The organism is Streptomyces sp. ALI-76-A (assembly GCF_030287445.1).
Classification (GTDB): Bacteria; Actinomycetota; Actinomycetes; order Streptomycetales; family Streptomycetaceae; genus Streptomyces.
On the sequence record NZ_JASVWB010000002.1, the window covers coordinates 2,200,003 to 2,226,950 of the forward strand.

The 26,948-nt window shown below is 73.4% G+C and carries 24 protein-coding genes, 1 tRNA gene and 1 pseudogene; 17 read left to right on the top strand and 9 right to left on the bottom strand.

The genetic code is table 11. The annotated features are described in order from the left end of the window. The first annotated feature begins 1 nt into the window (after position 1). Together QQS16_RS10855 and QQS16_RS10860 are read left to right on the top strand one after the other, a co-directional pair. A complete protein-coding gene (locus QQS16_RS10855; RefSeq protein WP_286061413.1) occupies positions 2–985 on the top strand; it encodes an aldo/keto reductase in 984 nt (327 codons plus the stop codon). Further along, positions 982–3,195: a helix-hairpin-helix domain-containing protein gene (locus QQS16_RS10860; RefSeq protein WP_286061414.1), complete on the top strand. Its 2,214-nt coding sequence runs from the start codon at positions 982–984 to the stop codon at positions 3,193–3,195. The genes QQS16_RS10855 and QQS16_RS10860 overlap by 4 nt, the downstream gene beginning before the upstream one ends. A gap of 91 nt (positions 3,196–3,286) precedes the next feature. Here the strand turns inward: QQS16_RS10860 and QQS16_RS10865 are convergent, their stop codons facing one another. Further along, a complete protein-coding gene (locus QQS16_RS10865; RefSeq protein ID WP_286061415.1) occupies positions 3,287–3,982 on the bottom strand; it encodes a hypothetical protein in 696 nt (231 codons plus the stop codon). A gap of 47 nt (positions 3,983–4,029) precedes the next feature. Here QQS16_RS10865 and QQS16_RS10870 point away from each other — a divergent pair, with 47 nt between their 5' ends. Then, on the top strand, positions 4,030–4,218 hold the full coding sequence (locus QQS16_RS10870) for a DUF5703 family protein (protein ID WP_005485166.1): 189 nt from the start codon (positions 4,030–4,032) through the stop codon (positions 4,216–4,218). A gap of 109 nt (positions 4,219–4,327) precedes the next feature. Here QQS16_RS10870 and QQS16_RS10875 read toward each other — a convergent pair whose 3' ends face one another. The 3 genes from QQS16_RS10875 to QQS16_RS10885 form a co-directional block, all read right to left on the bottom strand. Further along, positions 4,328–5,146 carry a chaplin gene (locus QQS16_RS10875; RefSeq protein WP_286061417.1) on the bottom strand — a complete coding sequence of 273 codons (819 nt, stop codon included), beginning with the start codon at positions 5,144–5,146 and terminating at the stop codon, positions 4,328–4,330. A 184-nt stretch (positions 5,147–5,330) separates the two neighbouring features. Further along, on the bottom strand, positions 5,331–5,564 hold the full coding sequence (gene chpH / locus QQS16_RS10880; protein WP_286061418.1) for a chaplin ChpH: 234 nt from the start codon (positions 5,562–5,564) through the stop codon (positions 5,331–5,333). Positions 5,565–5,720: 156 nt separating this feature from the next. Then, positions 5,721–7,046, bottom strand: coding sequence for a M20/M25/M40 family metallo-hydrolase (locus QQS16_RS10885; protein ID WP_286061419.1), 1,326 nt, complete (start codon positions 7,044–7,046; stop codon positions 5,721–5,723). Between the two features lie 186 nt (positions 7,047–7,232). Here QQS16_RS10885 and QQS16_RS10890 point away from each other — a divergent pair. The 4 genes from QQS16_RS10890 (at position 7,233) to QQS16_RS10905 (ending at position 13,463) form a co-directional block, all read left to right on the top strand. Further along, positions 7,233–7,317: transfer RNA gene (locus QQS16_RS10890), tRNA-Leu, on the top strand. Between the two features lie 280 nt (positions 7,318–7,597). Further along, a complete protein-coding gene (locus QQS16_RS10895) occupies positions 7,598–11,452 on the top strand; it encodes a Pls/PosA family non-ribosomal peptide synthetase (RefSeq protein WP_286061420.1) in 3,855 nt (1,284 codons plus the stop codon). Between the two features lie 74 nt (positions 11,453–11,526). Continuing rightward, positions 11,527–12,906, top strand: a complete 1,380-nt coding sequence (locus QQS16_RS10900; protein WP_286061421.1) for a M1 family metallopeptidase — start codon at positions 11,527–11,529, stop codon at positions 12,904–12,906. 143 nt (positions 12,907–13,049) lie between these two features. Continuing rightward, positions 13,050–13,463 carry a YchJ family protein gene (locus QQS16_RS10905; RefSeq protein WP_286061422.1) on the top strand — a complete coding sequence of 138 codons (414 nt, stop codon included), beginning with the start codon at positions 13,050–13,052 and terminating at the stop codon, positions 13,461–13,463. 13 nt (positions 13,464–13,476) lie between these two features. Here the strand turns inward: QQS16_RS10905 and QQS16_RS10910 are convergent, their stop codons facing one another. After that, on the bottom strand, positions 13,477–14,178 hold the full coding sequence (locus tag QQS16_RS10910) for a FadR/GntR family transcriptional regulator (RefSeq protein WP_286061423.1): 702 nt from the start codon (positions 14,176–14,178) through the stop codon (positions 13,477–13,479). Between the two features lie 142 nt (positions 14,179–14,320). On the opposite strand from QQS16_RS10910, the gene QQS16_RS10915 reads away from it, so the two are divergent. The 3 genes and pseudogenes from QQS16_RS10915 to QQS16_RS10925 all read left to right on the top strand — a co-directional run. Next, positions 14,321–14,899 carry a gluconokinase gene (locus QQS16_RS10915; protein WP_286061424.1) on the top strand — a complete coding sequence of 193 codons (579 nt, stop codon included), beginning with the start codon at positions 14,321–14,323 and terminating at the stop codon, positions 14,897–14,899. A 46-nt stretch (positions 14,900–14,945) separates the two neighbouring features. Next, a complete protein-coding gene (locus tag QQS16_RS10920) occupies positions 14,946–16,343 on the top strand; it encodes a GntP family permease (RefSeq protein ID WP_286061425.1) in 1,398 nt (465 codons plus the stop codon). Between the two features lie 22 nt (positions 16,344–16,365). Continuing rightward, positions 16,366–16,519: pseudogene (locus tag QQS16_RS10925) on the top strand (SDR family NAD(P)-dependent oxidoreductase); the annotation flags it as partial. Between the two features lie 83 nt (positions 16,520–16,602). Here the strand turns inward: QQS16_RS10925 and QQS16_RS10930 are convergent. The 4 genes from QQS16_RS10930 to QQS16_RS10945 all read right to left on the bottom strand — a co-directional run bounded on the left by QQS16_RS10930 (position 16,603) and on the right by QQS16_RS10945 (position 20,766). Then, positions 16,603–17,223 (bottom strand): cytochrome b/b6 domain-containing protein, encoded by a 621-nt coding sequence (locus QQS16_RS10930; protein WP_286061426.1) that lies wholly within the window; start codon positions 17,221–17,223, stop codon positions 16,603–16,605. After that, complete coding sequence (locus tag QQS16_RS10935; RefSeq protein ID WP_286066286.1) at positions 17,207–17,881, bottom strand: molybdopterin-dependent oxidoreductase; 675 nt, start codon at positions 17,879–17,881, stop codon at positions 17,207–17,209. Before QQS16_RS10935 ends, QQS16_RS10930 begins: the two co-directional genes overlap by 17 nt. Before the next feature lie 325 nt (positions 17,882–18,206). After that, positions 18,207–19,751, bottom strand: coding sequence for an APC family permease (locus QQS16_RS10940; protein ID WP_286061427.1), 1,545 nt, complete (start codon positions 19,749–19,751; stop codon positions 18,207–18,209). Positions 19,752–19,821: 70 nt separating this feature from the next. Next, positions 19,822–20,766 carry a hypothetical protein gene (locus QQS16_RS10945; RefSeq protein WP_286061428.1) on the bottom strand — a complete coding sequence of 315 codons (945 nt, stop codon included), beginning with the start codon at positions 20,764–20,766 and terminating at the stop codon, positions 19,822–19,824. Positions 20,767–21,441: 675 nt separating this feature from the next. Between QQS16_RS10945 and QQS16_RS10950 the strand changes: the two genes are divergently transcribed. The 7 genes from QQS16_RS10950 (at position 21,442) to QQS16_RS10980 (ending at position 26,924) form a co-directional block, all read left to right on the top strand. Beyond that, positions 21,442–22,359, top strand: coding sequence for a DMT family transporter (locus QQS16_RS10950; protein WP_286061429.1), 918 nt, complete (start codon positions 21,442–21,444; stop codon positions 22,357–22,359). A 169-nt stretch (positions 22,360–22,528) separates the two neighbouring features. Then, complete coding sequence (locus QQS16_RS10955; RefSeq protein ID WP_286061430.1) at positions 22,529–23,044, top strand: NUDIX hydrolase; 516 nt, start codon at positions 22,529–22,531, stop codon at positions 23,042–23,044. A 38-nt stretch (positions 23,045–23,082) separates the two neighbouring features. Then, positions 23,083–23,475, top strand: coding sequence for a YidH family protein (locus tag QQS16_RS10960; RefSeq protein WP_286061431.1), 393 nt, complete (start codon positions 23,083–23,085; stop codon positions 23,473–23,475). Further along, positions 23,472–23,807, top strand: a complete 336-nt coding sequence (locus QQS16_RS10965) for a DUF202 domain-containing protein (protein WP_286061432.1) — start codon at positions 23,472–23,474, stop codon at positions 23,805–23,807. The genes QQS16_RS10960 and QQS16_RS10965 overlap by 4 nt, the downstream gene beginning before the upstream one ends. 296 nt (positions 23,808–24,103) lie before the next feature. Next, positions 24,104–24,400 (top strand): hypothetical protein, encoded by a 297-nt coding sequence (locus QQS16_RS10970; protein WP_286061433.1) that lies wholly within the window; start codon positions 24,104–24,106, stop codon positions 24,398–24,400. Positions 24,401–24,666: 266 nt separating this feature from the next. Continuing rightward, positions 24,667–25,698, top strand: a complete 1,032-nt coding sequence (locus tag QQS16_RS10975; RefSeq protein ID WP_286061434.1) for a phosphotransferase family protein — start codon at positions 24,667–24,669, stop codon at positions 25,696–25,698. A 2-nt stretch (positions 25,699–25,700) separates the two neighbouring features. Continuing rightward, positions 25,701–26,924: an acyl-CoA dehydrogenase family protein gene (locus QQS16_RS10980; RefSeq protein WP_286061435.1), complete on the top strand. Its 1,224-nt coding sequence runs from the start codon at positions 25,701–25,703 to the stop codon at positions 26,922–26,924. Positions 26,925–26,948 lie beyond the last annotated feature (24 nt).

Here is a 26,948-nt window from a genome sequence, read left to right on the forward strand (position 1 = left end):
CATGGAGCAGAGGCATCTCGGCCGCACCGGCCTGCGTGTGTCCCGGATCGGGCTCGGCACCCTGACCTGGGGCCGGGACACCGACGAGCACGACGCGGCGGACCTCTTGAAGACGTTCTGGGAAGCGGGCGGGAGCCTCGTCGACACGGCGGACGTGTACGGCGACGGAGAGGCCGAGTACCTGCTCGGACGTCTCGTAGAAGGCCTCGTCCCGCGCCGGGACCTGGTCATCTCGACGAAGGCCGGCAGCGTGCCGGACCCCGACCGGCGGTTCGACGGCTCGCGCGGCCACCTGCTCGCCGCGCTGGACGCCTCCCTCGCCCGGCTCGGCACGGACTACGTCGACGTGTGGCACATCCACGCCTTCGACCCGGACACCCCGCTGGAGGAGACCCTCCAGGCGCTGGACCTGGCCGTCAGCAGCGGCCGGGCCCGGTATGCCGGGGTGTCCAACTTCTGTGGCTGGCAGCTCGCCAAGGCGGCCACCTGGCAGCTGGCGGCGCCGGGCACCCGCACCCGGCTGGCCAGCACACAGCTGGAGTACTCGCTGCTCCAGCGCGGTGTCGAGCGCGAGGTGCTGCCGGCCGCGCTGGACCTCGGCATCGGCATGCTGCCCTCGTCGCCGCTCGGGCGCGGGGTGCTCACCGGCAAGTACCGGAACGGCACCCCGGCCGACTCGCGGGGTGCCTCGGAGCATCTGGCGCCGTTCATCGCGCCGTACCTCGACGACACGGCGACCCGGATCGTGGACGCCGTGACGACGGCGGCGGACGGGCTGGCGGTGACGCCCCTCCAGGTGGCCCTCGCCTGGGTCCGGGACCGGCCGGGCGTGGCCGCGCCGATCGTCGGCGCGCGCAACGCGCAGCAGCTCACGGCCGCGTTGTCAGTGGAGGCCCTTAGTCTTCCTGACGAGATCTGCCGGGCGCTCGACGACGTGTCGGCGCCCGTGCACCGCTATCCCGATCACGACTGGAGCACGCTGTGAGCACGGAGCCGGAGTCCGCCGAGGACGCGCAGGACACCGAGCCGGAGACGCCGGGCACCGCGGAGGAGAGCGCCACGGAGGAGAGCGCCGAGGCGGTAGCACCGGGTGCCCCCCAGGACGCGGTGGAGGACGGCGGACCGTCCGACAGCGCGGGGGAAGCCGGTGCGGACGCGCGGAAGCTGTCCGAGGCCGAGGCCGAGCTCGCCGCCCAGCGGCTCGAACGGGAGCGGATCGAGCAGCGCAAGGCCGAGAAGAAGGGGCCCATCCCCGCCGGGACCAAGCTCAGCGGGACGGCCGCCGACCTGCTCGCGGCCGTCCGGGCCGTGGAGAGCGGCGAGAAGCCGGCGGCGGCGGTCTTTGCCGAGCCCGCACCCCGTCGTTCCGCGCCCGAACCGAGCCCGCGGCCGGTCGCCGTCGAGGTGACCGCCGCTCCGGCGGCTCCGGCACCGGACGTCGTCGCGGCCGTGCGGGGTGTGCTGGCCGAGGGCGGTGCGCCGGGCGCCCTCGCGGCACAGGTCGCCGCGGTCCTCGGTGAGGGGGCCGCCGACCGGCTGCGGGCGGATCCCTGGCAGTTGCTGCGGGTCGGCGGGGTCCGGCCCGAGCAGGCCGACGGGTTCGCGCGGGCGCTGCTGGACGCGGAGAGCGGCCCGGACGACGAACGGCGTGGCCGGGCGGTCACCGTCTGGCTGCTGGAGCAGGCCGCGCTCGCCGGGCACACCGCCCTCGAGATGCCGGCGCTCACCGCGGCACTGGCCCAGCGGGGCGTGCCGGACCCGGACGCGGCCGTGCAGGACGCCCTCGCCGAGGGTGAGGCCCTGGCCTTCCAGGACGTGCTCGACCCGACCGCGCCCGAACCGGAGGAGCCCCAGGGGGACGAGGAGCGGCCGGTCCGTGTCCTCGTCGGACTGGAGCGGTACGCCCTCGCGGAGGAGAGCCTCGCCGACGGACTGGCCCGGCAGGTCAACTCCGTGCCGAAGGAGGACGGTTCGGGGGCGGAGTGGGAGCGGGCCGCGGAGTCGGCCGGTGGGTCAGCCGCCGAGCTGATCCGCGCGGTCGCCCGCCACGGGCTGGTGCTGCACACCGGCGGGGAGGCCGCGCTGGCCGAGCCCGCCGCGCTGGTGCGCGCGGCCGAGGGCCTGGGGCTGCGCGCCTGGGCCGCCGCCCACACCCCGGACGGGCGGGACCGCTTCGCGGCGCTGCTCGGCGGGGCGGCGGAGCCGGAGGACGCGCCCGACGGCCCGGACGGCGGCTCCCACGGTGTCGTGACCCTCGCCGGGCTGCTGGCCGGGGCCGAGGGGCCGGGCCGGGACGCCGAGGGCACGCTGAACCTCGACCTGCTCGTCGTGCTGGACGCGCCGCAGCTGGATGTGGAGACGGCGGCACTGCTGACGGAGTCCCTGCCGGACGGAGCCCGGCTGGTGCTGGCCGGGGATCCGGCGGTGCTGTGGTCCGTCGGCCCCGGACGGGTGTTCGCGGACCTGCTGGCCGCGCGGGTCTGCCCGCAGGTCGCCTCGCGGCGGCCGGATCCCGGGCCGCTGGGTGAGCTGGTCTCCGGGATCGGCGTGGGTGAGCTGAACCAGGTCGAGGCGCCGGGCAAGGAGGTCGTGATCGTGCCGGTGCGGGACGCGGGCGAGGCGGTGCACCGGACCGTGCAGCTCGTCGCGGACTCGGTGCCGCGGGCCATCGGCGTCCCGGCCGAGGAGACCCAGGTGATCACGCCGGGCCACGGCGGCGCGGTCGGCACCCGGGCCCTGAACGCGGCCCTCAAGGAACGGCTCAACCCCGGACCGGGCCGGTTCGGCGGCTTCGACCCCGGTGACCGGATCGCCTACTCCCCCGCGCCGGGGCGTACGCTGCCGGGCCGCGTGGTCACGGCCGACGCGGACGGGCTGCATCTGTCGTGCGCGGGTGAGGCCGTCGTCGTCCCGAAGGAGCGGGTGGAGCAGTCCGTGCGGCACGGGTGGGCGCTGACCGCGCACCAGGCCGTGGGAGGGCGGTGGCCGGCGGTGGTCGTGGTACTGCCCGGTGACGCGGCGCAGGCCCTGAGCCGGCCGTGGGTCTACACCGCGTTCGGGCGGGCGGGGCGGCATCTGTCCGTGGTGCACGGCGTGGAGCAGGCGCTGCCCCGGGCGGTGGCCGAGGTGCCCGCCAAACCGCGCACGACGCGCCTGCCCGTCCTGCTGGCTCCACAGGTGCCGGTCGCCGACTGACCACCCCCGCCACAGAACGGCGGCGGCCCCGGAGAGTCTCCCCTCCGGGGCCACCGCCCTCATCGCCGTCGCGGGCGCGGTCCGCGGGTGGTCAGCGTTCCGCGTCCAGGGGCTCCAGGTCCTCGTCCTCGTCCAGCTCCGTGTCGAGGTCGTCCACGACGTCGTCGGCGTCGTCGTCGATCTCCTCGTCGAAGACGGCGCTGACGTCGAAGCGGCAGACCACCCGCTGCGCGTCGGCGTGCTCGAACGGGGCCTCCAGCCACTCGCCGGGCTCGGCCGGTTCGTCGGCGGCCGTCACCCAGAGCGTGGAGTCGCCCTCCTCCAGGCCGAACTCCTTGTGCCGGGAGGCGATCTCGTCCGGTTCGAACTCGCCGAACAGGAGCCCGAGGGCGCCATGGACGGTGCCGGACGCCTCCGTGCCGGAGCCGGCGTCGTCGTCCGCCGCCTCGATCCGGTGGGCCTGTGCCAGCAGCCGCTGCGGTTCCACCACCGCGTAGTCGCGGCGGATCAGCACGCTGAGGGCGTTCGGCTCGTCGGGGCCCCGGTAGGGCGGGAGCGAGTCGTCGGCTCCGGGGATCTCGAAGGGCGTGACCTCGTCGTATCGGTCGTAGAGCAGCTCGTCGTACGTCTCGGCGGCCGCGGCCAGCTCGTTGAACGCCTCGTAGACGGCCGGGTCGTCCTCCCCGGACCTGCGTTCGACCGCGGCCAGGTGGCGGTCGAGCGCGGTCTTGACCGCCTCGGCGGCGGCTCGTACCTCGGCAGCGGTGGGCTGCGCAGCATCAGACATACCGCAGACGCTATCCGTACCGGGCCTCTGCCCGCACAATAGATGCGATGCCGGAATACGAATTTGTCGACGTGTACGTGCCGCGCGGGGTCTCCCGCAAGGACGCCACCCGTCTGCTGACGGACCATGCCGAGTACGGTCACTGGGAGTTGGACCGCCTCAGCCTGCTGCGTGACGGCAGCCGCAGGGTGCGGCTGCGACGTCGGATCATCCGCCAGGTACGCGCCACCTGGTGAGCCGAGGCGACGGGACGGGACGGGCCCCACCAGGGCGGGGCCCGCTCCGTCGCGTGCACGGCCGGCGTTCCGTGCGCGGTACTCCCGCCCCGGTGGGCGGCGTGCGGTCCTACGCAGCCGCGCGCGCCTTGCGGTAGAGCACGGCGCCCGCCAGCAGGGCGCCCGCGCCCAGGGGCAGAGTGAGGCCCATCGGCAGGTCGCTGCCGGTGTGCGCGAGCTGCGCGGCACCCCCGGACTGGCCGAGGGCCCGCGCTCCGGGCTGGTCGGCGCGCGCGGAACCGCCCGGTGCCCGGTCGCCCGCGACGGACACGGCACCGGGGCGGCTGGGTTCCACCGGGTCGCCCGGCCGGCCGGGGTGTTCCTGGCCGCCCGGCTGCTCGGAGCCGCCGGGCCGGACCGGACCGTCGCCGCCCGGCGGCGTGCCGGGCCGACCGCCGCCGTAACCGCCCCCGTCGGCGCAGTCGTTGGCGGTGGCGGCGTTGCCGATCCCGATGATGTCGACGCTGTTGCCGCACACGTTGACCGGCGCGTGGACCGGAACCTCGACGTGATTGCCGGAGCCGACACCCGGCGAGCCGCCGGTGTGACCGCCGGCGTGCGAACCCCCTGAGCCGCCCTGGCCGCCGGAGCCGCCGTGCCCGCCGGAGTCGCCGTGTCCGCCGGACGCGCCGCCGCCGGACCTGACGCCGGTGTTGACGCACTTGTTGCCGATCGCCGGGTTGAGCACCCCGACGACGTTGACCGTGTTGCCGCACACGTTCACCGGCGCGTGCAAGGGCGCCTGCACGGTGTTGCCCGACAGCACGCCGGGCGAGCCGGCGCTCGTGCCGCTCGCGCCCGAGCCGGCGTGCGCGGCACCGCCGGTGGCCGCGATCACGCCGGTCGCGGCGGCCATGGTCATCAGGCCCTTGCGGGTGACCTGTCGCATTGCTGAATCCCTGTCTTCGACCTTGTCCCGAATTCTCGACGTTCGAAAGAACCGCTCCGAAAAGAACCGTTCCGAAAAGAACCACTACGAAAAGGCCCGTTCGGAAAAGGCCCGTCGGCCCCGGAGCGCATGGCGCGCGCTCCGGGGCCGACGGGCTCAGCCCCCTACGGGGCGATACACGACGTCACTTGTTGATGCAGGTGTTGCCGAAGGCGGGGTTCAGCAGCCCGATCACGGAAACCGTGTTGCCGCAGGCGTTCACCGGGACGTGCACGGGAACCTGGATCACGTTGCCGGACAGCACACCCGGGGAGTGCACGGCGGCACCCTGGGCGCCCGCATCGGCAACGGCCATGCCCGCGCTCGCGAGAACCAGACCACCGGTGGCGGCAGCAGCGGCGACGATCTTCTTGATCATTATTCCTCCTCGTTGACAAAGCGACCCCAAGTAGCGGATCACATCAGCTGTAACGAGGAAGGAGTAATGGAGCTACGAGCTTATGGTCGCATTCACTCTTCTCAGTCCCTTCCGTACGGGCGATCGAATAGTGTGGTTTCGTTTCGGTGGGCGAATTCAGGACGCGTCGAGGAACCGGTCGAGCACCCGCACGCCGAACGTGAGGCCCTCCACCGGGACCCGCTCGTCGACGCCGTGGAACATCCCCGCGAAGTCCAGCTCCGGCGGCAGCCGGAGCGGCGCGAAGCCGAAGCAGCGGATGCCGAGGTCGTCGAAGGACTTGGCGTCGGTGCCACCGGAGAGCATGTACGGCACGGCCCGCGCGATCGGGTCCTCGGCGCTCAGCGCGCTCTGCATGGCGTCGACGAGCTTGCCGTCGAAGTCCGTCTCCAGCGCCTTGTCGCCATGCACGTCCTCGCGCTTGACCCGGGGGCCGAGGATGCGGTCGAGGTCGGCGAGGAACTCCTCCTCGTAGCCGGGCAGGAAGCGTCCGTCGACGTGCGCGGTGGCCTGGCCGGGGATGACGTTGACCTTGTAGCCGGCGCCGAGCATGGTGGGCGCGGCCGAGTTCTGGAGGGTGGCGCCGACCATCTTGGCGATGCCGCCGAGCTTGGCGAGGGTCTCGTCCATGTTCTCCGGGTCCAGCTCGGTGCCGAGCGCGTCGGAGAGCTCGTCGAGGAAGGACCGCACGGTCTTGGTGACCCGGACCGGCCACTTGTGCCGGCCGAGGCGTCCGACGGCCTCGCACAGCTCGGTGATGGCGTTGTCCTTGTTGGTCATCGAGCCGTGGCCGGCCGTGCCGTCCACGGTGAGCCGCATCCAGTGCATGCCCTTCTGCGCGGTCTCCACCAGGTACAGCCGCAGGTTCTCGTTGACGGTGAAGGAGAACCCGCCGACCTCGCCGATCGCCTCGGTGACGCCCTCGAAGAGACCGGGGTGCTTGTCGACGAGGTACCGGGCACCGTACGTGCCACCCGCCTCCTCGTCGGCGAGGAAGGCGAGGACGACGTCGCGCGGGGGCTTGCGCCCGCTGCGCAGCCGGTCACGGACGACCGCCAGGGTCATCGCGTCCATGTCCTTCATGTCGACCGCGCCGCGTCCCCACACACAGCCGTCCGCGATCTCGCCGGAGAAGGGGTGATGGGTCCAGTCGGCGGCGTTGGCCGGTACGACGTCGGTGTGGCCGTGGATGAGCAGCGCGGGCCGGGACGGGTCCTCGCCCTCGATGCGGGCCACCGTGGAGGCGCGCCCCTGGTGCGATTCGAGGATCTGCGGTTCGAGCCCCACCTCGGCGAGCTTCTCGGCGATGTACTCGGCCGCCTTGCGCTCCCCGGGTCCCGAGTGGTCGCCGTAGTTGCTGCTGTCGATCTGGATCAGCTCGCGGCAGAGGTCCACGACCTCGTCCTCGCCGGTGACGCCTCTGGCCGTGTCCGTCTCGCTCACGTGCTTCCTCCCGCGCTGTCGCTGCTGGTGGTCCCCCTCATCCTCCCTCCCCACCGGTCGCTCCCCAAGGCCGGTCCCGGCCCGTCACACCCCGTTCACGCGCGGGCGGGGGTGATCGGGGCCTGTCGAAAGCCTGGTAATGTTTCCTCCGTCGCCGCGAGGGAAACCACGCACGACAGACACCTTGTCCGGGTGGCGGAATGGCAGACGCGCTAGCTTGAGGTGCTAGTGCCCTTTAACGGGCGTGGGGGTTCAAGTCCCCCCTCGGACACGCGACATGAGCGAGGGTCGTGACCTGCGGGTCACGGCCCTCGCTCGTCGTGTGGGGCATCTCTCCCCGGCTCGAAGATCACCAGGTCACCACCCCTGGGCGCCGGCCGCGCACACCCTCGAAAGGCGGTTCCGAGTGGCCGGCGGAAGGGTGCGAGCCTACCGTCGTACTAAAATTTCCGGCTTGTTACGGATCGGAGCTGGAGCAGGACAACCCCAGGCAGACCTGCGGGCCCCCGCCAGCGCCCCGGAGGCTTCCGGGATCGACACGCGAGGACCCGATGGCAGCCATTCACGAGAGCAGTGCTCTCGGCCTGCTCGACCAGGAGCTCCGCGCACGGTTCGGGGACACGGCCCGCTTCTCCGGGGGGCCCGCGGCCTCCCCGCGCACCCTCGTGGACGTGTTCGACGCGTCCGTGCGGTCGTACCCGGACGAACTCGCCCTGGACGACGGCACCACGCGGCTCACCTACCGGCAACTGGCCGCCGAGGTGGAGCGCCTGCGGCAGCGGCTGGCCGGGGCCGGTGCCGGACGGGGTGACCGGGTCGGGGTGCGGGTGCCGTCCGGCACCAACGAGCTGTACGTCACCGTCCTGGCCGTCCTGGCCTCCGGTGCCGCCTATGTGCCCGTGGACGCCGAGGACCCGGACGAGCGGGCCGAGCTGGTGTTCGGGGAGGCGGATGTGCGGGCCGTCGTCGGGGGCGGGCACGAGATCGCCGTGGTCTCCACGGGCGACGTCCCCGCCGGCCGGCCCGGCACGGAGGACGACGCCTGGGTCATCTTCACCTCCGGCTCCACCGGGAAGCCCAAGGGCGTCGCCGTCAGCCACCGCAGTGCCGCCGCCTTCGTGGACGCCGAGGCCGCGCTGTTCCTCACCGAGGACCCGATCGGGCCCGGGGACCGGGTGATGGCCGGTCTGTCGGTGGCCTTCGACGCGTCCTGCGAGGAGATGTGGCTGGCCTGGCGGTACGGGGCCTGTCTGGTGCCGGTGCCGCGGGCGCAGGTCAGGAGCGGTGCCGATCTCGGGCCCTGGCTGGTCGAGCAGGAGATCACCGTCGTGTCGACGGTGCCGACGCTGGCCGCGCTGTGGGAGCCCGAGACCCTCAACGACGTACGCCTGCTGATCTTCGGCGGGGAGGCCTGTCCGCCCGAGCTGGCGCAGCGGCTGGTGACCGAGGGGCGCGAGGTGTGGAACACCTACGGGCCCACCGAGGCCACCGTCGTGGCCTGCGCGTCGCTGATGAGCGGGGCGGAGCCGATCCGGATCGGGCTGCCGCTGGACGGCTGGGAGCTGGCCGTCGTGGACGAGGCCGGGGAGCCGGTGCCGATGGGCGCCAGCGGCCAGCTGGTGATCGGCGGGGTCGGGCTCGCCCGGTATCTCGACGCCGGGAAGGACGCGGAGAAGTACGCGCCGCTGGAGTCCCTGGGCTGGGAGCGGGCGTACCGCAGCGGTGACCTCGTCAAGGCGGAGCCCGAGGGGCTGGTGTTCCTCGGGCGGGCCGACGAGCAGGTCAAGCTCGGCGGGCGGCGCATCGAGCTGGGCGAGGTGGACGCGGCGCTACAGGCGCTGCCCGGGGTGGCCGGGGCCGCCGCCGCCGTGCGGACCGCCCGCGGCGGCAACCAGCTGCTCGTCGGCTATGTCGTCGTCCAGGACGGCTGGGACCACGCGGCGGCCGTGGAGAAGCTGCGCGCCGAGCTGCCCGCGGCCCTGGTGCCGTTGCTCGCGCCGGTCGGCGACCTGCCGACCCGGACCAGCGGCAAGGTCGACCGCAACGCCCTGCCGTGGCCGCTGAAGGAGCTGGAGCACACCGGTCCCGCAGAGCCGCTCTACGGCACCGAGGCATGGCTCGCCGAGCAGTGGGGCGAGGTGCTCGGCGTGTCCGTGTCGAGCGCGCGGGACGACTTCTTCGCCATCGGCGGCGGCAGCCTGGCCGCCGCCCAGCTGACCACCCGGCTGCGCACCCGCTACCCGAGCGCCGCCGTCCTCGACATCTACCAGCAGCCCGTGCTGCGCAAGCTCGCCCGGCATCTGGAGAAGTCCGCGCAGGACGACGGTGCCCGGCGCACCGTCGCCCCGGTGCCGGTGCGCGCCCAGGTGATCCAGCTGCTCCTGCTGCTGCCCCTGTTCACCGTGCTCGGGCTGCGCTGGACCGTGGCGCTGACCGCGCTCGGCAACCTGCTGCCCGTCTACTCCTGGCTGCCGACCGCGCCCTGGTGGCTGGTCGTCGGCGGGGCGCTGCTCTTCTTCAGCCCGCCGGGGCGGCTGGCGATCGGGGCGGGCGGGGCGCGGCTGCTGCTCAGGGGCGTACGGGCGGGGCGCCACCCGCGCGGCGGCAGCGTGCACCTGCGGCTGTGGACCGCGGAGCGGCTGGCCGAGTTCAGCGGGGCGACCTCGCTGACCGGGGCGTGGCTGGAACGGTACGCGCGGGCGCTGGGCGCCAAGGTCGGGCCGGACGTGGATCTGCACTCGCTGCCGCCGGTCACCGGCCTGCTCAGGGTGGGCCGGGGCGCGGCCGTGGAGTCCGAGGTGGACCTGTCCGGCTGGTGGCTGGACGGGGACCGGCTGGAGATCGGGCCGGTCAGGGTGGGCGCGCACGCCGTCGTCGGCACCCGCAGCATCCTCTTCCCGGGTGCCCGGGTCGGAAAGCGGGCCGAGGTGGCGCCGGGTTCGGCCGTCACCGGGCAGGTTCCGACCGGGCAGCGGTGGGCGGGCGCTCCCGCGGTCAAGCTCGGCAAGGCCAAGCGGAACTGGCCCAAGGAACGGCCGGCGCGGAGCACGTACTGGCGTGTGGTGTACGGCATGGCGGGCTTCGCGCTCGGCGCCCTGCCGGTGCCGGCGGGCGCCGCGGCGCTCCTCGTGGGCCACTGGTTCCTCACTCCGGACGTGACCGTGAGCGGTGTCGCGCTCGGCCTCGTCCCGGCCACGCTCGCCTTCGGGCTCGCGTACGCGCTGCTGCTGCTGGTCGCCGTACGGCTGCTGAGCCTGGGGCTGCGGGAGGGCACGCATCCCACGCACAGCCGGATCGGCTGGCAGGCGTGGACGGTCACGCAGCTGATGGACCGCTCACGGGAGGTGCTGTTCCCGCTGTACGCCGGGCTCGCCACGCCCGTGTGGCTGCGGCTGCTGGGGATGCGGATCGGCAAGGGCGCCGAGGTGTCGACCGTGCTCGCGCTGCCGAGCCTGACCACGGTCGGCGAGGGCGCGTTCCTGGCCGACGACACGCTGACCGCACCGTACGAGCTGGGTGGCGGCTGGATGCGGATCGGGCGGGCGGAGATCGGGCGGCGGGCGTTCCTCGGGAACTCGGGGATGACCGCGCCGGGGCGGAGTGTGCCGGACGGCGGGCTGGTCGGGGTGCTGTCGGCGACCCCGAAGAAGGCGAAGAAGGGCAGCTCGTACCTGGGGCTGCCGCCGATGAAGCTGCCGCGCTCGGCGGCCGGCGGTGACCAGAGCCGGACGTACGACCCATCGGCCCCGCTGCTGTGGGCGCGCGGACTGGTGGAGCTGTGCCGGATCGTGCCGGTGTTCTGCTCGGCGGGGCTGGCCGTGCTGACGGTGGCGGCGCTGTGCGCGCTGGGCGCGTGGGCGCCGCTGCTGGCGGGTCCGGTGCTGCTCGGGGCGGGGTTCGTGGCGGGTCTGGTGTCCGTGCTGGCGAAGTGGGCGCTGGTGGGGCGGCACCGCGCCGGGGAGCATCCGCTGTGGAGCGGCTTCGTGTGGCGCAACGAGCTGGCGGACACCTTCGTGGAGGTGCTGGCGGTGCCGTGGCTGGCCGGGGCGGTGCCCGGTACGCCGGTGCTGACGGCGTGGCTGCGCGGGCTCGGAGCGCGGATCGGCCGGGGCGTGTGGGTGGAGAGCTACTGGCTGCCCGAGACCGACCTGGTGACGCTCGGGGACGGGGCGACCGTGAACCGCGGCAGTGTGCTGCAGACCCACCTCTTCCACGACCGGATCTTGCGGACGGATACTGTGGTCCTCCGTGAGGGCGCGACGCTGGGCCCTGGCGGAATCGTCCTGCCCGGCAGCACGATCGGGGCCCGTACGACTCTGGGTCCGGCGTCGCTGGTGATGGCGGCGGAGTCCGTTCCCGACGACACCCGCTGGCTGGGCAACCCCATCGAGTCATGGCGTTCCTGAGCGCGGCTCGGCCGGGGCCACGGGACGGCGCACCGGCACGATGTCCGAGCACAGCGCAGGGAGCAGACGCAGCAGTGACCGTTCAGCAGGCAGTGGGCCCGGACCCGTACTTTCCGGCCAACGGCGATCCCCGGTACCGGGTGCACCGCTACGAACTCGCGCTGGACTACCGCCCGGGCCCCAACCGGCTGTCGGGGACGGCCCGGATCAACGCCATCGCGGGACGGTCGCCGCTCGCCGAGTTCCAGCTCAACCTGGCCGACTTCAAGATCGGCCGGGTCCGGGTGGACGGCCGGCCGGCGCACTACACGCACCGGGGCGGCAGGCTGCGGCTGCGCCCCGCGAAGCCGGTGCGGGCCGGGGCCACGTTCACCGTGGAGGCGCACTGGTCCGGCAATCCCAAGCCGGTCGCCAGCCCGTGGGGCGGGCTCGGCTGGGAGGAGCTGGAGGACGGGGCGCTGGTGGCGAGCCAGCCGGTCGGGGCGCCGTCCTGGTACCCGTGCAACGACCGGCCGGCCGACAAGGCGTCGTACCAGATCTCGGTCACCACGCCGTCCGCGTACGCGGTGGTGGCGGGCGGGCGGCTGCTGACCCGGACGACGAAGGCCTCGACGACCACGTGGGTGTACGAGCAGGCCGCGCCGACCTCCAGCTATCTGGTCGGGCTGTCGATCGGCAAGTACCAGACGGTGCTGCTGGGCGACCCGGGGCCGGGCGGGGTGCCGCAGCACGGGCACATCCCGGCGCACCTGCTGCCCGAGTTCTCCCGGGACTTCGCCCGGCAGCCCCAGATGATGGAGCTGTTCCAGGAGCTGTTCGGTCCGTACCCGTTCGACGAGTACGCGGTGGTGGTGACCGAGGAGGAGCTCGATGTCCCTGTGGAGGCACAGGGGTTGTCGCTGTTCGGCGCCAACCACGTGGACGGGGCGCGGGGTTCGGAGCGGCTGGTGGCGCACGAGCTGGCGCACCAGTGGTTCGGCAACAGCGTGTCCATCGCGGACTGGCGGCACATCTGGCTGAACGAGGGATTCGCGAAGTACGCGGAGTGGCTGTGGTCGGAGCGGTCGGGAGGCCGCAGCGCCCAGCAACTCGCGGCCGCCGCCCACCGGTTGTTGTCCTCCCGCCCGCAGGACCTGCGACTGGCCGACCCGGGGCGCAAGTCGATGTTCGACGACCGGCTCTACGAGCGCGGCGGGCTGACGCTGCACGCGGTGCGATGCGCGATGGGCGACGACGCGTTCTTCCGCATGCTGCGCGGGTGGGCGACGCTGTACCGGGGCGGGGCGGTGAACACGACGACGTTCACCGCGCACGCGGCCCGGTTCGCCGCCGAGCCGCTGGACGACGTGTTCGAGGCATGGGTGTACGGGACGGCGCTCCCGCCGCTGCCGGCACCGGACGCGCGGATCCCGGCCCGGCCCACGCACCCGCCCACCAACGCGGGTCCGGCGTAGGGCCGGTCCGGCGGGACGGCGGCGCGCGGCGTGAGCGCGAAGGCCGTGTGAGGGGCCCGGAGCAGCGTGCGGCTCCGGGCGTCACCCGTGCCGCGGGACGGATCCGCGGACGTCCGCTCGGCCTCCCCGGCACAATGGTGCGCATGTCCCGACGCAGCACTCGCGCCGCCCGGCCGGCCGGCGCCGCCCGCCCCGCCGGCTGTCCCTGCGGGCTCCCCGAGCCGTACGACGCGTGCTGCGGCCGCTTCCACGCGGGCGCCGCCGCGCCGACCGCCGAGGCGCTCATGCGGTCCCGCTACAGCGCCTTCGTGCAGGCGAACGCGGCCTATCTGCTGCGGACCTGGCATCCCCGGACGCGCCCGGACCGGCTCGACCTCGGTCCCGGGACGCGGTGGACGGGGCTGGAGATTCTCGCCGTGCGGGACGGGTCGGCGTTCCACACCACGGGGACGGTGACCTTCCGGGCCTCGTTCCGGGGCGGGTCGCTGCACGAGCGGAGCCGGTTCGAGCGGGTGGACGGGGCCTGGGCCTACCTGGACGGGGAGTTCCCCGACTGACCCCGGCCGGCCGTCACGGGGCCAGGATGTCCAGCTCCTGGAGGGCGCCCACCGTTATCTCGCGGGTCAGTTCCTCGGCGCGGGTCCCGTCGCCCGCGCGGACCGCCTCGGCGACCTGGACGTGGAGGGTGACGGCGGCCGGGTCGGGGTCCTCGAACATGACCTCGTGGTGGGTACGGCCCGCGAGGACCTCGGCGACCACGTCACCGAGACGGGCGAACATCTCGTTGCCGGAGGCGTTGAGGATCACCCGGTGGAAGGCGATGTCGTGGAGGAGGTAGCCCTCCAGCTGGTGGCCGCGTGAGTGGGCCACCATGCCCAGGGCGCACTCGGTGAGTTCGGCGCACTGTTCGGCGGTGGCGAGCTTGGCGGCCAGGCCCGCGGCGACCGGTTCGATCGCCGAGCGCAGCACGGTGAGGGAGCGCAGCTGGCGGGCGCGGTCGGCGCCGGCCAGGCGCCAGCGGATGACCTGGGGGTCGTAGACGTTCCACTCGTTCGTGGGACGCACCGTCACGCCCACCCGGCGGCGGGACTCGACCAGGTGCATGGACTCCAGGACGCGGACCGCCTCGCGCATCACCGAGCGTGAGACGTCGAAACGCTGGGCGAGTTCGTCGGTGCGCAGGACACTGCCCGGCGGGTACTCACCCGCGGTGATGGCGGGACCGAGGCTCTCCAGTACCTGGCCGTGCAGCCCCCGTCCCGATGTGCTCATGCACTCAGCGTACGGGGCACGTCACACGGACAATAAGTCAGACTTATTTGGCACAGACTCTTGAATTCGTCGTACCAATGGGTTTCAGTATGGCCGACGTCAGATGTCGACGTCGGATGTCGAGGAAGACAGCGAGGCAGTGATGCGTACCCCTCATGTCGTCGTGGTGATGGGCGTCGCCGGCACGGGCAAGACCACGATCGGTCCCCTGCTCGCCGCCCGGCTGGGCGTCCCGTATGCGGAGGGTGACGACTTCCACCCGCCGGCCAACATCGCCAGGATGTCGGCCGGCACCCCGCTCGGCGACGCGGACCGGTGGCCGTGGCTGGACGCCATCGGCGACTGGGCGCACGGGCGGGCCGGGCTCGGCGGAGTCGTCAGCTGTTCGGCGCTGAAGCGGTCGTACCGCGACCGGCTCAGGGCCGCGGCTCCGGGAGTGGTGTTCGTGCATCTCGCGGGTGACCGGGCGCTGATCGAGGACCGGATGGCGCGGCGGCGGGGTCACTTCATGCCGACGGCGCTGCTGGACTCGCAGTTCGCCACGCTCCAGCCGCTCGGCGCCGACGAGGCCGGGGTCGTCGTGGACGTCACCGGCAGCCCGGAGGAGATCACCGGGCGGGCGGCGCGGGCGCTGGACGCCCTTCCCGGCGCGCCCGCGCCGGAGGCGTCCCCCGCGAAGGCGCCCCCCTCCGACGCGCCGCTTCCCGACGCGCCCCAGTAACACCTCTCCCTCTCCCCGTCCCCCCCGTACCTGCAAGGGAACCCCCGTGACCAGACTCAACGTCGAGCTGCTGGCAGCGGACGCACCGGAGCCGATCACCTCGGCCGGCCACGCTCAGCTGGGTATAGCCGTTCTGGCGGGCATCGCCGTCATCGTCCTGCTCATCACCAGGTTCAAACTCCACGCGTTCCTGTCACTGACCATCGGGTCACTGGCGCTCGGCGCGTTCGCCGGGGCGCCGCTCGACAAGACGATCACCAGCTTCACCACCGGGCTCGGCTCCACCGTCGCCGGCGTGGGCGTGCTGATCGCCCTGGGCGCGATCCTCGGCAAGATGCTCGCCGACTCCGGGGGCGCCGACCAGATCGTCGACACGATCCTCGCGAAGGCCAGCGGCCGCACCATGCCGTGGGCGATGGTGCTGATCGCCTCGGTGATCGGTCTGCCGCTGTTCTTCGAGGTCGGCGTGGTGCTGCTGATCCCGGTCGTGCTGATGGTCGCCAAGCGGGGCAACTTCTCGCTGATGCGGATCGGCATCCCGGCGCTCGCGGGCCTGTCCGTGATGCACGGGCTGGTCCCGCCGCACCCCGGCCCGCTGGTCGCGATCGACGCGGTCCAGGCCAACCTGGGTGTCACACTGGCGCTCGGCGTGCTCGTCGCCATCCCGACGGTGATCATCGCCGGTCCGCTGTTCGGGCGGTACGCGGCCCGCTGGGTGGACGTGCCCGCGCCGGACCGGATGGTGCCGCAGCGCGCCTCCGAGGAGCTGGAGCGGACGCCGGGCTTCGGCGCGACGCTCGCCACGATCCTCCTGCCGGTCGTCCTGATGCTCTCCAAGGCGCTGGTCGACATCGTCGTCGACGACCCGACACACAGCGTGCAGCGCGCCTTCGACGTCATCGGCTCCCCGCTGATCGCCCTGCTCGCCGCCGTGCTGGTGGGCATCTTCACGCTCCTGCGGCCCGCCGGGTTCGCCAGGGAGCGGGTCTCGCAGCTCGTCGAGAAGGGTCTCGCGCCCATCGCCGGCATCCTGCTGATCGTCGGCGCGGGCGGCGGCTTCAAGCAGACGCTGATCGACTCCGGCGTCGGCCAGATGATCCTGGACATCTCCGAGGACTGGTCGATCCCGGCGCTGCTGCTGGCCTGGCTGATCGCGGTCGCGATCCGGCTGGCGACCGGCTCGGCGACGGTGGCGACGATCTCGGCGGCCGGCCTGGTCGCCCCGCTCGCGGCCGACATGTCGACCACGCACACGGCCCTGCTGGTCCTCGCCATCGGCGCCGGCTCGCTGTTCTTCAGCCATGTCAACGACGCCGGGTTCTGGCTGGTGAAGGAGTACTTCGGCCTGACCGTCGGCCAGACCATCAAGACCTGGTCCGTCATGGAGACGATCATCTCGGTGGTCGCCGGAGGCGTGGTCCTGCTCCTCTCGCTGATCATTTAGGGGTACGAGGACGAGTCACCCGGTGTTCGGCATCAGCGGCCGGACCGCCCTGGTCACCGGCTCCGGCCGGGGCATCGGCCTCGCGCCGGCCCGCGGACCGGCCGAGGCGGGCTGCCGGGTCGTCCTCGACGGACGGGACCGCGAGCGGCTCTCCGAGGCCGCCGCCGAGGTGCCCGCGGGAGGCGCGGCCGGCGTTCGCGCCGGCCGCGGACCGGAGCCGGTCGGGCAAGGTGCTGCTGGACTTCGGCGCGCGCGGGGGTCACGGCCGCCACAGCGGGTGTTCGCTGTCCGCCCACTCCCGGCTCACCGTCCCCGTCCGCATGCCCCGCCGCGCCTCCGGGTCTGCGAGCGCCATGCCGACGTGGCCGGCCAGGACGATGCCGAGGGTGAGCGCCAGCCAGTCGTGGACGAAGGTCGCGCTGGTGCGCCACTGGATCGGGGTGAGGTGGGTGAACCACATCAGCAGGCCCGTGCCGAGCATGACGAGGGTCGCTCCGGCGACCCAGGCCGCGTAGAGCTTCTGGCCGGCGTTGAACTTGCCCGCCGGGCGGGCCGCGGGCCGTCTGTCGCGGCGCAGGGCGGCGCGCAGCCAGAGCCGGTCGTGCGGGCCGAAACGGTTCAGGAAGCGCAGGTCGGCGCGGAAGGCGCGGGAGGCGAGACCCGCGAGGACCGGGACGGGCAGGGCGAGGCCGGCCCACTCGTGGACGCGGACCACCAGCGCGCGGCGGCCGACGAGTTCGGCGAGCTGGGGGACGTACAGGAAGGCGGCCGTCAGCACGCACACGCCCATCAGGGCGGCCGTCGTGCGGTGGATCCACCGTTCGGCCCGGCTGAAGCGGCCGACCGGTGGGGTCGCGGGGGCGTCAAGTCGTAGGTTCATCGTCCCGCCCGTTCGAACGGCCGACCCAGGCGTCGACGTCGTAGCCGCGCTCCTCCCAGTAGCCCGGTTCCACGTCCTCGGTGACGGTGATGCCGGAGAGCCACTTGGCGGACTTGTAGAAGTACATGGGCGCCACGTAGAGGCGGACCGGGCCGCCGTGGGAGTGCCCGAGGTCCTTGTCCTGCATCCGCAGGGCGACCAGGACGTCCGCGCGGCGGGCCTGGTCCAGGGTGAGGCTCTCGGTGTACGCGCCGTCGAAGCAGGTGAAGCGCACTGCCCCGGCCGAGGGGCGCACTCCCGCGGCGTCCAGGAGCCGGGACAGGCGTACCCCTTCGAAGGGGGTGTCGGGGACGCGCCAGCCGGTGACGCACTGGACGTCCTTGACCATGCGGGTCTGCGGCAGGGCGCGCAGGTCGGCGAGTGTGTAGGTGGCCGGCTTGTCGACCAGGCCGTCGACGGTGAGGCGGTAGCTGGTGGCGTTCTCGCGGGGCACGGAGGAGGTGACCGAGTAGTAGCGGAAGCCGCCGCCGTTCGGGAGCAGGCCCGTCAGGCCGGTCGGGTCCTTGTCGGCGGCGCTGCCGAGGAAGGACTCCAGGCCGCGTTGCAGGGTGGGCGCGGCGAGCACGCCGAGCGCGCCCAGGCCGAGGGTGCCGAGCAGGACCCGGCGACCGACCGGTGCGCCCCGCTCCTCGGGCCGCTCCGCGCCCGGTTCCCCGGGGCGTCGAGTGCTGCGTTCCTCGGACCGACGCGTGCCCCGGTCCCCGGGGTGTTCGGAGTTCACTCCCCCATTCGAGCACCCGCGGCCCCGGCAGACCAGGGACAGCGGGTGCTCGTCAGGGTTCGTCACCACTTCTCACCCGGCGCAGAGCCGTCACGGCGTCCTCCCCGCCGGGTTCCGTGGTCACTGCTCGCCCGGCGCCCGGGCCGTCACGGCGTCCTCTCCGCCGGGTTCCGCGGTCACCACTCGCCCGGCGCCCGGGCCGTCACGGCGTCCTCTCCGCCGCCTTCTCCAGCTGGAACGCCTCGTTGCCGAGTCCGATGCGGGCGTGCGCCTCGGGGCGGCGGGCGCGCAGGACGGCGCCCTGCACCAGGCCGATGACCAGGGCGAGCCCGATGACGCCGGGCAGCATCCAGCTCAGCGAGGAGTCCGGTCCGGCGCCCACCAGGACGTCGAAGTCCTTGACCGTGTAGCCGGCGATCACCAGCAGGGCGACGCCCGCGACGGCGGAGGTGAGCAGCCGTCCGGCCTGGGCGCCGGCGGCACCGCGGCGGGCGAAGAACACGACGACCGAGAACGAGGCCGCCGCCATCAGCACGATCACGCCGAGAGCGCCGATGTTGCCGAACCAGGTGAACAGGTGCAGGACGGGTTCGGTCGGGTCGCCGTGCGGCTTGTCGTCGGCGATCGCGAAGGCGGTCACGATCACCACGGCGACGGCCGTCTGGAGCAGCGAGCCCGTGCCCGGGGCGCCGCTCGCCCCGGTCGTGCGGCCGAAGGCGGCGGGCAGCAGGCCCTCACGGCCCATCGCGAAGGCGTACCGGGCGACGACGTTGTGGAAGCTGAGCAGGGCGGCGAACATGCCGGTCACGAACAGGACGTGCAGGACGTCGGTGAAGGCGGAGCCGAGGCGGTCCTCGGTGAGGGAGAACAGCAGCCCGGCGCTCTGCTCCTGCGACGCGCCGACGATCGCGGAGGGGCCGGCGGCGACGGTGAGGGCCCAGCTGCTGAGCGCGAAGAAGACGGCGACCCCGCCGACCGCGAGGAACATCACCCGCGGCACCAGGATGTGCGGGCGGCTGGTCTCCTCGGCGTACACGGGCGCCTGCTCGAAGCCGAGGAAGGCCGCGATGCAGAAGCACAGCGCGGTGCCGACGCCGGCGCCGGTCAGGGTGTCCGGGTTGAAGGCGTGCAGGGACAACCCCTCCTTGCCGGGGTCGGCGACGGCCGCGATGTCGAAGATGACGACCAGGGCCACCTCGATGACCAGCAGGACGCCCAGCACGCGCGCGTTGACGTCGATCTTCAGCCAGCCGAGCGCGCCGACGGCCAGCGCGGCCGCCAGGGCCGGTATCCACCAGGCGATCTCCAGGTCGGCGTAGGTGGCGAACAGGCCGGAGACCTCGAAGCCGAAGATGCCGTAGATGCCGACCTGGAGGGCGTTGTAGGCGACGAGGGCGACCAGGGCGGCGCTCGCGCCGGCGGTGCCGCCGAGGCCGCGGGAGATGTACGCGTAGAACGCGCCCGCGTTGTGGACGTGCCGGCTCATCTCCGCGTAGCCGACGCCGAAGAGCACGAGGACCACGCCGAGGAGGACGAACAGGAGCGGCTGTCCGACGATGCCCATCACCGCGAATGTGGTGGGCATGACACCCGCGACGACCATGAGGGGCGCGGTCGCGGCGAGGACGGAGAGCAGCAGGCCGCCGGTGCCGAGGCGGTCGGCGCGCAGGGCCCGCTCCTGCCCCTTGAACGTGTTGATGCCTTCGTCGGCGGCTCTGCTCATGCCGCTCGAACTGTCCGTGGTCACAGGGAGACCGTCCTTCTTTCCGGGGGGTGGGTGGTGTCACGCGGGTGGTGGTGTCCCGCGGGTGCTGGTGTCACGCCCCGCCGAGCGCGCTGTCACGTGCGGCGCGGAAGGCGGGATACGGGTCGCGGTCGGGGTACGACCAGGGAGCGGGGGTGGGGTGCTCGCCGATGCGGTGGAACAGGGCGGCGGCCTCGGCGCCGCGGCCCTCGCAGACCTTGGCGTGGGCGAGGAAGTTCAGGTCGACGAGCCGGCGGGGGTGGCCCTCCTGCTCCCATTCCAGCCACCAGTCGAACGCGGCCTTCATCACCTGCCGGGCCCGGCGGCCGGTCCAGTGGCCGGAGGCCGTCGGGTCGGCGGGTTCGTGGCCGGCGGTGGCCAGCACCCGGTAGCGCTCGGCGTGCGCGACGACCGGGAGGATCGCGAGCGGGGAGTCGGCGGGCGCCTGCTCGGCGGCCCAGCCGGCGAAGTCGTAGACCTCGTGCAGCGGGTCGGCGCCGGCGCCGGCCCGGCGCTCGGCCAGGCGGGCGACCATCAGGTGGTGGGCGTGGTGGTGGTCCGGGTGCCGGGTGCGGACCTCGCCGAAGTGCCGGACCACCTCGTCGTCGGCGCCCAGGGCGTGCTCCAGCATGAGCAGGCCGAGCCAGGGGGTGGGGTCGGCGGGCACGAGCGCGGCGGCGGACCGGCATGCCTCGCGGGCCGGGGCGGGTTTCTCCTTGCCCCGCAGGGCCCGCCGGACCTGGGCGAGGGCGAGGAGGACGGCGGCGTCGGCGGAGTCGGGCTCGGCGAGCAGCCAGTCGTGCGCCCAGGCGGCGCAGTACGGCTCCAGGGCCAGGACCGTGATCCGGTGACCGCGCCGGTCCCATTCGTCGCCGGTCCGGGCGAGCAGGGCGCGGGCGGCCTGCCACCGCCCCTGGGCCAGTGCGGCCCGCGCGGAGACGAGCGCGGTGTCGTCCAGGGCGGCGTCGAGTGCCTGGGCGGCGGCCCGCCTGCGGTTGAGGCCTGTCTTTCGGATCACGTCGGCTCCGCGGGACAGCGCCGGAAAGCGCGGGGAGAGGGGTCTGGTGCAGGCGGCCACGCGAGGGAGGAAGGGGTCGGCGCGGGGCGGCGGGGAGCGACGGCGAGGGAACGGGTGCCGGTGGCGCCTTGTCCGACGCGGCCGGTGCCCGGGGTGCCTGTGCCGGGGGAGCGCCCGGCGGGCGTCCTCGGCCGGGCGTGGTCCGGCAGGCCGGTCTCGGGACCCGGGGGTGGCGGGGGTGGGGACACCGCGGGGACTTCCTCACGCGGCGCGGCTCGTCGTCGGGGGAGCCGACGTGTCGGCCGGCCGACTGGTCTGAACGTTTCGGCTTGCCATCAGCTGATCGCGCACAGCCAATCCGGAGCCAAGGGTTTCCGTCAAGGGCCGCACGGATGTTACACGCGTCAACTCCGTTGATCCTCAGGAGACTTGCGAGGCGCCCGGGAGGCGCGCGCGCCCGCCTCCGGCCCTGTCTGTGGCGTACGCCATGGCGCTGCCCGCCGCGAGCCCGCACCATGGCAGGACGGCCGTGTGCCCGCCCGAGATCGATCCGGGGCGGCGTGGCCGAGTCGACCGCCCGATTCCCGGGCACTCCCAGGGGCACGCCGGGCCCTGGGCCGCTTTCGTCGCCCCCTACGTACTCCGTGGCCCGGCCGGATGATCGAGGTACTCAGCGTGTCGGTTCTGGTTCTGGTGCTCGCCGTGAGCGCTGCCTGCTGTCTGGGCTTCGGCTTCGTGCTCCAGCAGAACGCGGCCCGGCAGGCACCGCTGAGCGACTTCCTCTCGCCGCGGCTGCTCCTGGACCTGATGAAGGTGCCGCGCTGGCTCGGCGGTCTCGGGCTGATGGTGGCCGGCATGGCCCTCGGCGCGGTGGCGCTGAGCCAGGGTGAGATCTCCCTGGTGGAACCCCTTCTCGCGACGAACCTGCTGTTCGCGCTCGCCCTGTCCCGCAAGCAGAGCAAGCAGCCGCTGGGCCGCCAGGGCTGGGCCGGTCTGCTGTTGCTCGCCGGCGGGGTGACCGCGTTCATCATGGCGGGCGAGCCGCGTGGGGGCACGGCGGTCGCCGAGCCGCTGCGCCACTGGCTGATCATCGGTGTGATGATCGGCCTCGCCCTGCTGCTCACGGCGTACGCCAAGCGTTCCCGGCTGACGTCCGGCCCGGTCCTGCTCTCCCTGGCCGCCGGCCTGCTCTACGGCGTCCAGGACGCCCTGACCCGGGTCAGCGGGCAGCGGTTCGCCGAGGGCGGCCTGGCCGAGCTGCTGACCGGCTGGCAGCCGTACGCCGTCCTGGCCCTCGGCGTGACCGGCCTGATCCTCGTGCAGAGCGCGTTCGAGACCGCGCCCCTGCGGATGTCGCTGCCCGCCCTCACGGCGGCCCAGCCGCTGGCCGGGATCATCTGCGGCGTCGGCTTCCTCGGTGACCGGCTGCGCACCGACACGGGCGCGCTGGCCTGGGAGGCGGCGGGGCTCGCCGCCATCGTGACGGGCATCGTGCTGCTGGGCATGCACCCGGCGATGCCGTGCAACGTCACCCACACCGCGCGGACGCGGGATCTTCAGGCGCACCGGCCCTCGCGCGAACCCGCCGCATGACTGCACACCGAACGGGCGCGACATCGACGAGCGCACCGACGGCCGCGCGAACCCGCCGCGTGCCACCGCACCGAACGGACGCGAGCCCCACGAGCGCGCTGAGGGCCGCGCGCACCCGCCGCGTGACGCCGCGTGGGCCGGGCCGGCGGGTGCCTGCTTGGATGAGGGGATGAGCGCTGCTGACGAGATCCTCGACATCGTCGACGAGAACGACCAGGTCGTCGGGGTGTCCCCGCGCGGTGAGGCCTACGCCAGGGGCCTGCGCCACCGCTGCGTGTTCATCCAGGCACGGGACGCCGAGGGCCGTGTGTTCGTGCACCGCCGCACGCCGGCCAAGCTGGTCTTCCCCTCGCTGTACGACATGTTCGTCGGCGGAGTCGTCGGCGCGGGCGAGTCCTACGACGACGCGGCCCTGCGCGAGGCCGAGGAGGAACTGGGCGTCACGGGGCTCCCCCGCCCCGCGTACCTCTTCAAGTTCCTCTACGACGACGGCGCCGGACAGACCTGGTGGTCGGCCGTGTACGAGGTCCGCTGCGACCTCCCGGTCAGCCCCCAGGCCGAGGAGGTGGCCTGGTACGAGTTCCTGCCCGAGGACGAGGTGGAGCGACGCCTGCCGGAGTGGGAGTGGGTGCCGGACGGGCTGGCCGCGTACGAGCGGCTGAGGGCTCACCGGTCGACGCCCTGACACACACTTCCGAGAAAGCCCTGGACAAGGATCCTCACGTGATCGGCTTCGCACGCGCCCTCCGGCTGTGGTTCTCCCCCGAGGAGCTCCGGCGGGAGGGCGGTACCCCCGACTACCGCTTCTCGCTGGCGAACGAACGCACCTTCCTCGCCTGGCTGCGTACCGCGCTCGCGCTGATCGGCGGCGGCTTCGCCGTGGACCAGTTCCTGCCGGACCTGCGCTGGGGCTGGCGGGTGGGGCTCGCGCTCGCGCTGCTCGCGGCGGGCGTGCTGTGCTCCCTGCGCGCGGTCAATCACTGGGTGCGCTGCGAACGGGCCATGCGCCGGGGCGAGGACCTGCCGGTGTCCCGGTTCCCGGCGCTGCTGGGCCTCGCGGTCACGGTGGTGGCCGTCGCGATGGTCGCCGCGGTGCTCTTCGGGTGGGAGGGGTGAGCGTCCCGGCGTCCCCGGACCGGGCCGGGAACCGGGATCCCGGCCTCCAGCCCGAGCGGACCCGGCTCGCCTGGCGGCGGACGACGCTGTCGAGCACGGTGGCCGCCCTGCTGGCCATGAGGACCACGCTGCACGGCGGTGTCTCGGCGACCGCGGTCACCGTCTGCGTCCTGTGCGGCGCGCTCTGGCTGTGCTTCCTGCTGATCGCCCACCGCCGGGTCCGCGCCCTGTCCGCCACGAGCAGCCCCGCCGCCATGGCACCCCGGGTGGCGACGGCGGGGGCGCTGCTGACGGTGGGGCTCGCCCTGTGCGCGGCGGCGCTCGTCCTCTAGGAGTTCCAGGAGCGACACTCCGTCCAGCCACCGTGCCCGTTCCGTCCGGCCGGGCCGCCTCGCCCCTGCTTGACCCGCCCTTGGTGGGCGAGCCGCCCGAGGCCGCCGTACGGTCGGTGGGTGAGGGCCCCGGGCCATTCATGGGGAACCCCCACCCGGGTACCCGGACGCCATGCGGCGCGCACTCGCCGAATCGATGGATCGATGATCGATGGATCGCCCGAAGGGTCCGCGCGGTCCGCGTGGCCGCCCGGCTGCCCGCCCCGTCACCACCCGTACCTCCGAAGGTGAGCACCATGACCACCCCTCACCAGGAACACGCCGCCCACGAGCACTCGCACCGCCCGGACTGCGGTCACACCGAGGTGCCGCACGGCGACCACGTCGACTACGCCCACGACGGCCATCTGCACCGCGAGCACGGCGGCCACTGGGACGAGTGCGAGCCCACCGGACACGTCCCGCACGCGGACCACGAGCACCGGCACGGACAGGACTGCGGACACCCGAGCGTCCTGCACGGCGACCACGTCGACTATCTCCACGACGGCCACCGGCACGCCGATCACGAGGGTCACTGGGACGACCACTGAGCCGCCCCGCCCCTGAGCCGACCCGACCGGACCACTGAACCGATCCGGTCGGCGAGGCGCGACCTGGCCACGACCAGGCACGCCAGAGCCCGCGCATGGCCTCCCCCGACAGCTCCCCGCCGTCCTGTGCGGGGAGCTGTCGGCCTATCGTGGCCCCGATCACGTTGGGACGCCGCTCTGGACGACATACCGACCGGTCGGCATCATGGAGCGGGTCCCGTGCACGCGCCCGTGGACCCGTGCACCCGCACACGTAAGGAGCACCGATGAGCCCCGACCACCCGCCAGGTCTCGATCTCGACCGGCTGCGCGACCTGCTCGACCGGGAGCAGCCCGGCCTGGTCCGCGGCCCGCTGACCGGCCGGCTGATCGAGGGCGGACGGTCGAACCTCACCTACCGGGTCTCCGACGGCACCGGGCAGTGGGTCGTACGGCGGCCCCCGCTCGGCCATGTGCTGGCCACCGCGCACGACATGCGGCGCGAGCACCGGGTGATCAGCGCGCTGCACCCGACGAACGTGCCCGTGCCGGGCACGGTCCTGCTGTGCGAGGACCCCGACAACGGGGCGGCGCCCGGCGCGTCCTTCTACGTCATGGAGTTCGTCGAGGGCACCCCGTACCGCACCGCCGAGCAGCTGGCCCCGCTCGGTCCCGCCCGCACCCGGGACGCGGTCCTGGCCCTGGTCGACACGCTCGTCGAGCTGCACGCGGTGGACCCCGCCGAGGTGGGCCTCGACGACTTCGGCCGGCCCGAGGGCTTCCTGCACCGGCAGCTGCGGCGCTGGGAGAAGCAGTTGGACGCCTCCCGCAACCGTGACCTGGCCGGGATCGACGAGTTGCACGCGGCGCTCGGCCGCGAACTGCCGCACTCCCCCGCTCCGACGGTCGTGCACGGCGACTACCGGCTCGACAACGTGCTGATCGGGGAGGACGACCGGATCAGGGCGATCCTCGACTGGGAGATGTCGACGCTCGGCGACCCGCTGACCGACCTGGGGCTGCTGGTGATGTACAGCATGCCGCTCGGCATGCCCGACTCGCCCGTGTCGACGACCGCGGAGGCCCCGGGGCACCCGAAGCCCACCGAGTTGATCGAGCGGTACGCGGCGCGCTCGGGGCGTGACGTCTCCGCGGTGTCCTGGTACACGGCGTTCGCGTGGTTCAAGCTCGCCGTGATCCTGGAGGGCATCCACTACCGCTTCACCCTGGGCCAGACGGTCGGCCGCGGCTTCGACCGCATCGGCGACCTGGTGCCCGTCTTCATCGAGCACGGCCTGACCACCCTTCAGGAAGGCTGACCATGGACTTCGCGTTCGACGCGCGCACCGAGGAACTGCGCGCCAAGCTGCTCGCCTTCATGGACGAGTACGTCTACCCGGCCGAGGCCGTCGCGCACGAGCAGCGCGCGCGGCTCGCCTCGCCGTGGGACACCCCGGCCGTGGTCGAGGAGCTGAAGGCCGAGGCCCGCGGGCAGGGCCTGTGGAACCTCTTCCTCCCGGACGCCGAGCACGGCGCCGGCCTCACCAACCTCCAGTACGCCCCGCTCGCCGAGATCACCGGCCGCTCCCCGCAGCTGGCGCCCACGGTGACGAACTGCGCCGCGCCGGACACCGGCAACATGGAGGTGCTGGCGCAGTTCGGCGACGAGCGGCAGAAGAAGCAGTGGCTGGAGCCGCTGCTGGCGGGCGAGATCCGCTCGGCGTTCGCGATGACGGAGCCCGAGGTGGCCTCCTCGGACGCCACGAACATCACCACGCGTATCGAGCGGGCCTCCGACGGCACGGACGAGTACGTCATCACCGGCCGCAAGTGGTACATCTCCGGGGCGATGAACCCCGACTGCAAGATCTTCATCGTGATGGGCAAGACGGACCCGGACGGCGCCGACATCCGCCGCCAGCAGTCCATGGTCCTGGTTCCCCGGGACACGCCGGGGGTCACGGTCCAGCGGGCGATGCAGGTCTTCGGGTACGAGGACCACTATCACGGCGGTCACGCCGAGGTGGTCTTCGACCGGGCGCGCGTGCCGGTGACGAACCTGATCGGCGAGGAGGGCGGCGGCTTCGCCATCGCGCAGGCCCGGCTCGGCCCCGGCCGGATCCACCACTGCATGCGGCTGATCGGCATGGCCGAGCGGGCGATCGAGCTGATGTGCCGGCGGGCCGTCTCCCGCGACGCCTTCGGCAAGGCGCTGGCCCAGCAGGGCGTGGTGCAGAACTGGATCGCGGACGCGCGGGTGGCCGTGGAGCAGCTGCGGCTGCTGGTCCTGAAGACGGCCTGGATGATGGACACGGTCGGCAACCGGGGCGCCCACAGCGAGATCCAGGCCATCAAGATCGCCACGCCCCGCACGGTCGTCGACATCATCGACCGCGCGATCCAGTTGCACGGCGCGGGCGGCGTGAGCCAGGACCTCCCGCTGGCCGAGCTGTACGCGGGAGCGCGGACTCTGATGATCGCGGACGGCCCGGACGAGGTGCACCAGCGGTCGCTGGCGCGGCGGGAGCTGAAGAAGTACCGGTGAGGGCAGGGGTGAGGGGCGGTCGCC

Bases quoted from the DNA above. Each gene is read 5' to 3' on its own strand.
- QQS16_RS10895 (WP_286061420.1), top strand. From the start codon at position 7,598: ATGGCAGCCATTCACGAGAGCAGTGCTCTCGGCCTGCTCGACCAGGAG.
- QQS16_RS10915 (WP_286061424.1), top strand. From the start codon at position 14,321: ATGCGTACCCCTCATGTCGTCGTGGTGATGGGCGTCGCCGGCACGGGC.
- QQS16_RS10970 (WP_286061433.1), top strand. From the start codon at position 24,104: ATGACCACCCCTCACCAGGAACACGCCGCCCACGAGCACTCGCACCGC.
- QQS16_RS10980 (WP_286061435.1), top strand. From the start codon at position 25,701: ATGGACTTCGCGTTCGACGCGCGCACCGAGGAACTGCGCGCCAAGCTG.
- chpH (WP_286061418.1), bottom strand. From the start codon at position 5,564: ATGATCAAGAAGATCGTCGCCGCTGCTGCCGCCACCGGTGGTCTGGTT.
- QQS16_RS10870 (WP_005485166.1), top strand. From the start codon at position 4,030: ATGCCGGAATACGAATTTGTCGACGTGTACGTGCCGCGCGGGGTCTCC.
- QQS16_RS10930 (WP_286061426.1), bottom strand. From the start codon at position 17,223: ATGAACCTACGACTTGACGCCCCCGCGACCCCACCGGTCGGCCGCTTC.
- QQS16_RS10910 (WP_286061423.1), bottom strand. From the start codon at position 14,178: ATGAGCACATCGGGACGGGGGCTGCACGGCCAGGTACTGGAGAGCCTC.
- QQS16_RS10955 (WP_286061430.1), top strand. From the start codon at position 22,529: ATGAGCGCTGCTGACGAGATCCTCGACATCGTCGACGAGAACGACCAG.
- QQS16_RS10855 (WP_286061413.1), top strand. From the start codon at position 2: ATGGAGCAGAGGCATCTCGGCCGCACCGGCCTGCGTGTGTCCCGGATC.
- QQS16_RS10865 (WP_286061415.1), bottom strand. From the start codon at position 3,982: ATGTCTGATGCTGCGCAGCCCACCGCTGCCGAGGTACGAGCCGCCGCC.
- QQS16_RS10975 (WP_286061434.1), top strand. From the start codon at position 24,667: ATGAGCCCCGACCACCCGCCAGGTCTCGATCTCGACCGGCTGCGCGAC.
- QQS16_RS10875 (WP_286061417.1), bottom strand. From the start codon at position 5,146: ATGCGACAGGTCACCCGCAAGGGCCTGATGACCATGGCCGCCGCGACC.
- QQS16_RS10905 (WP_286061422.1), top strand. From the start codon at position 13,050: ATGTCCCGACGCAGCACTCGCGCCGCCCGGCCGGCCGGCGCCGCCCGC.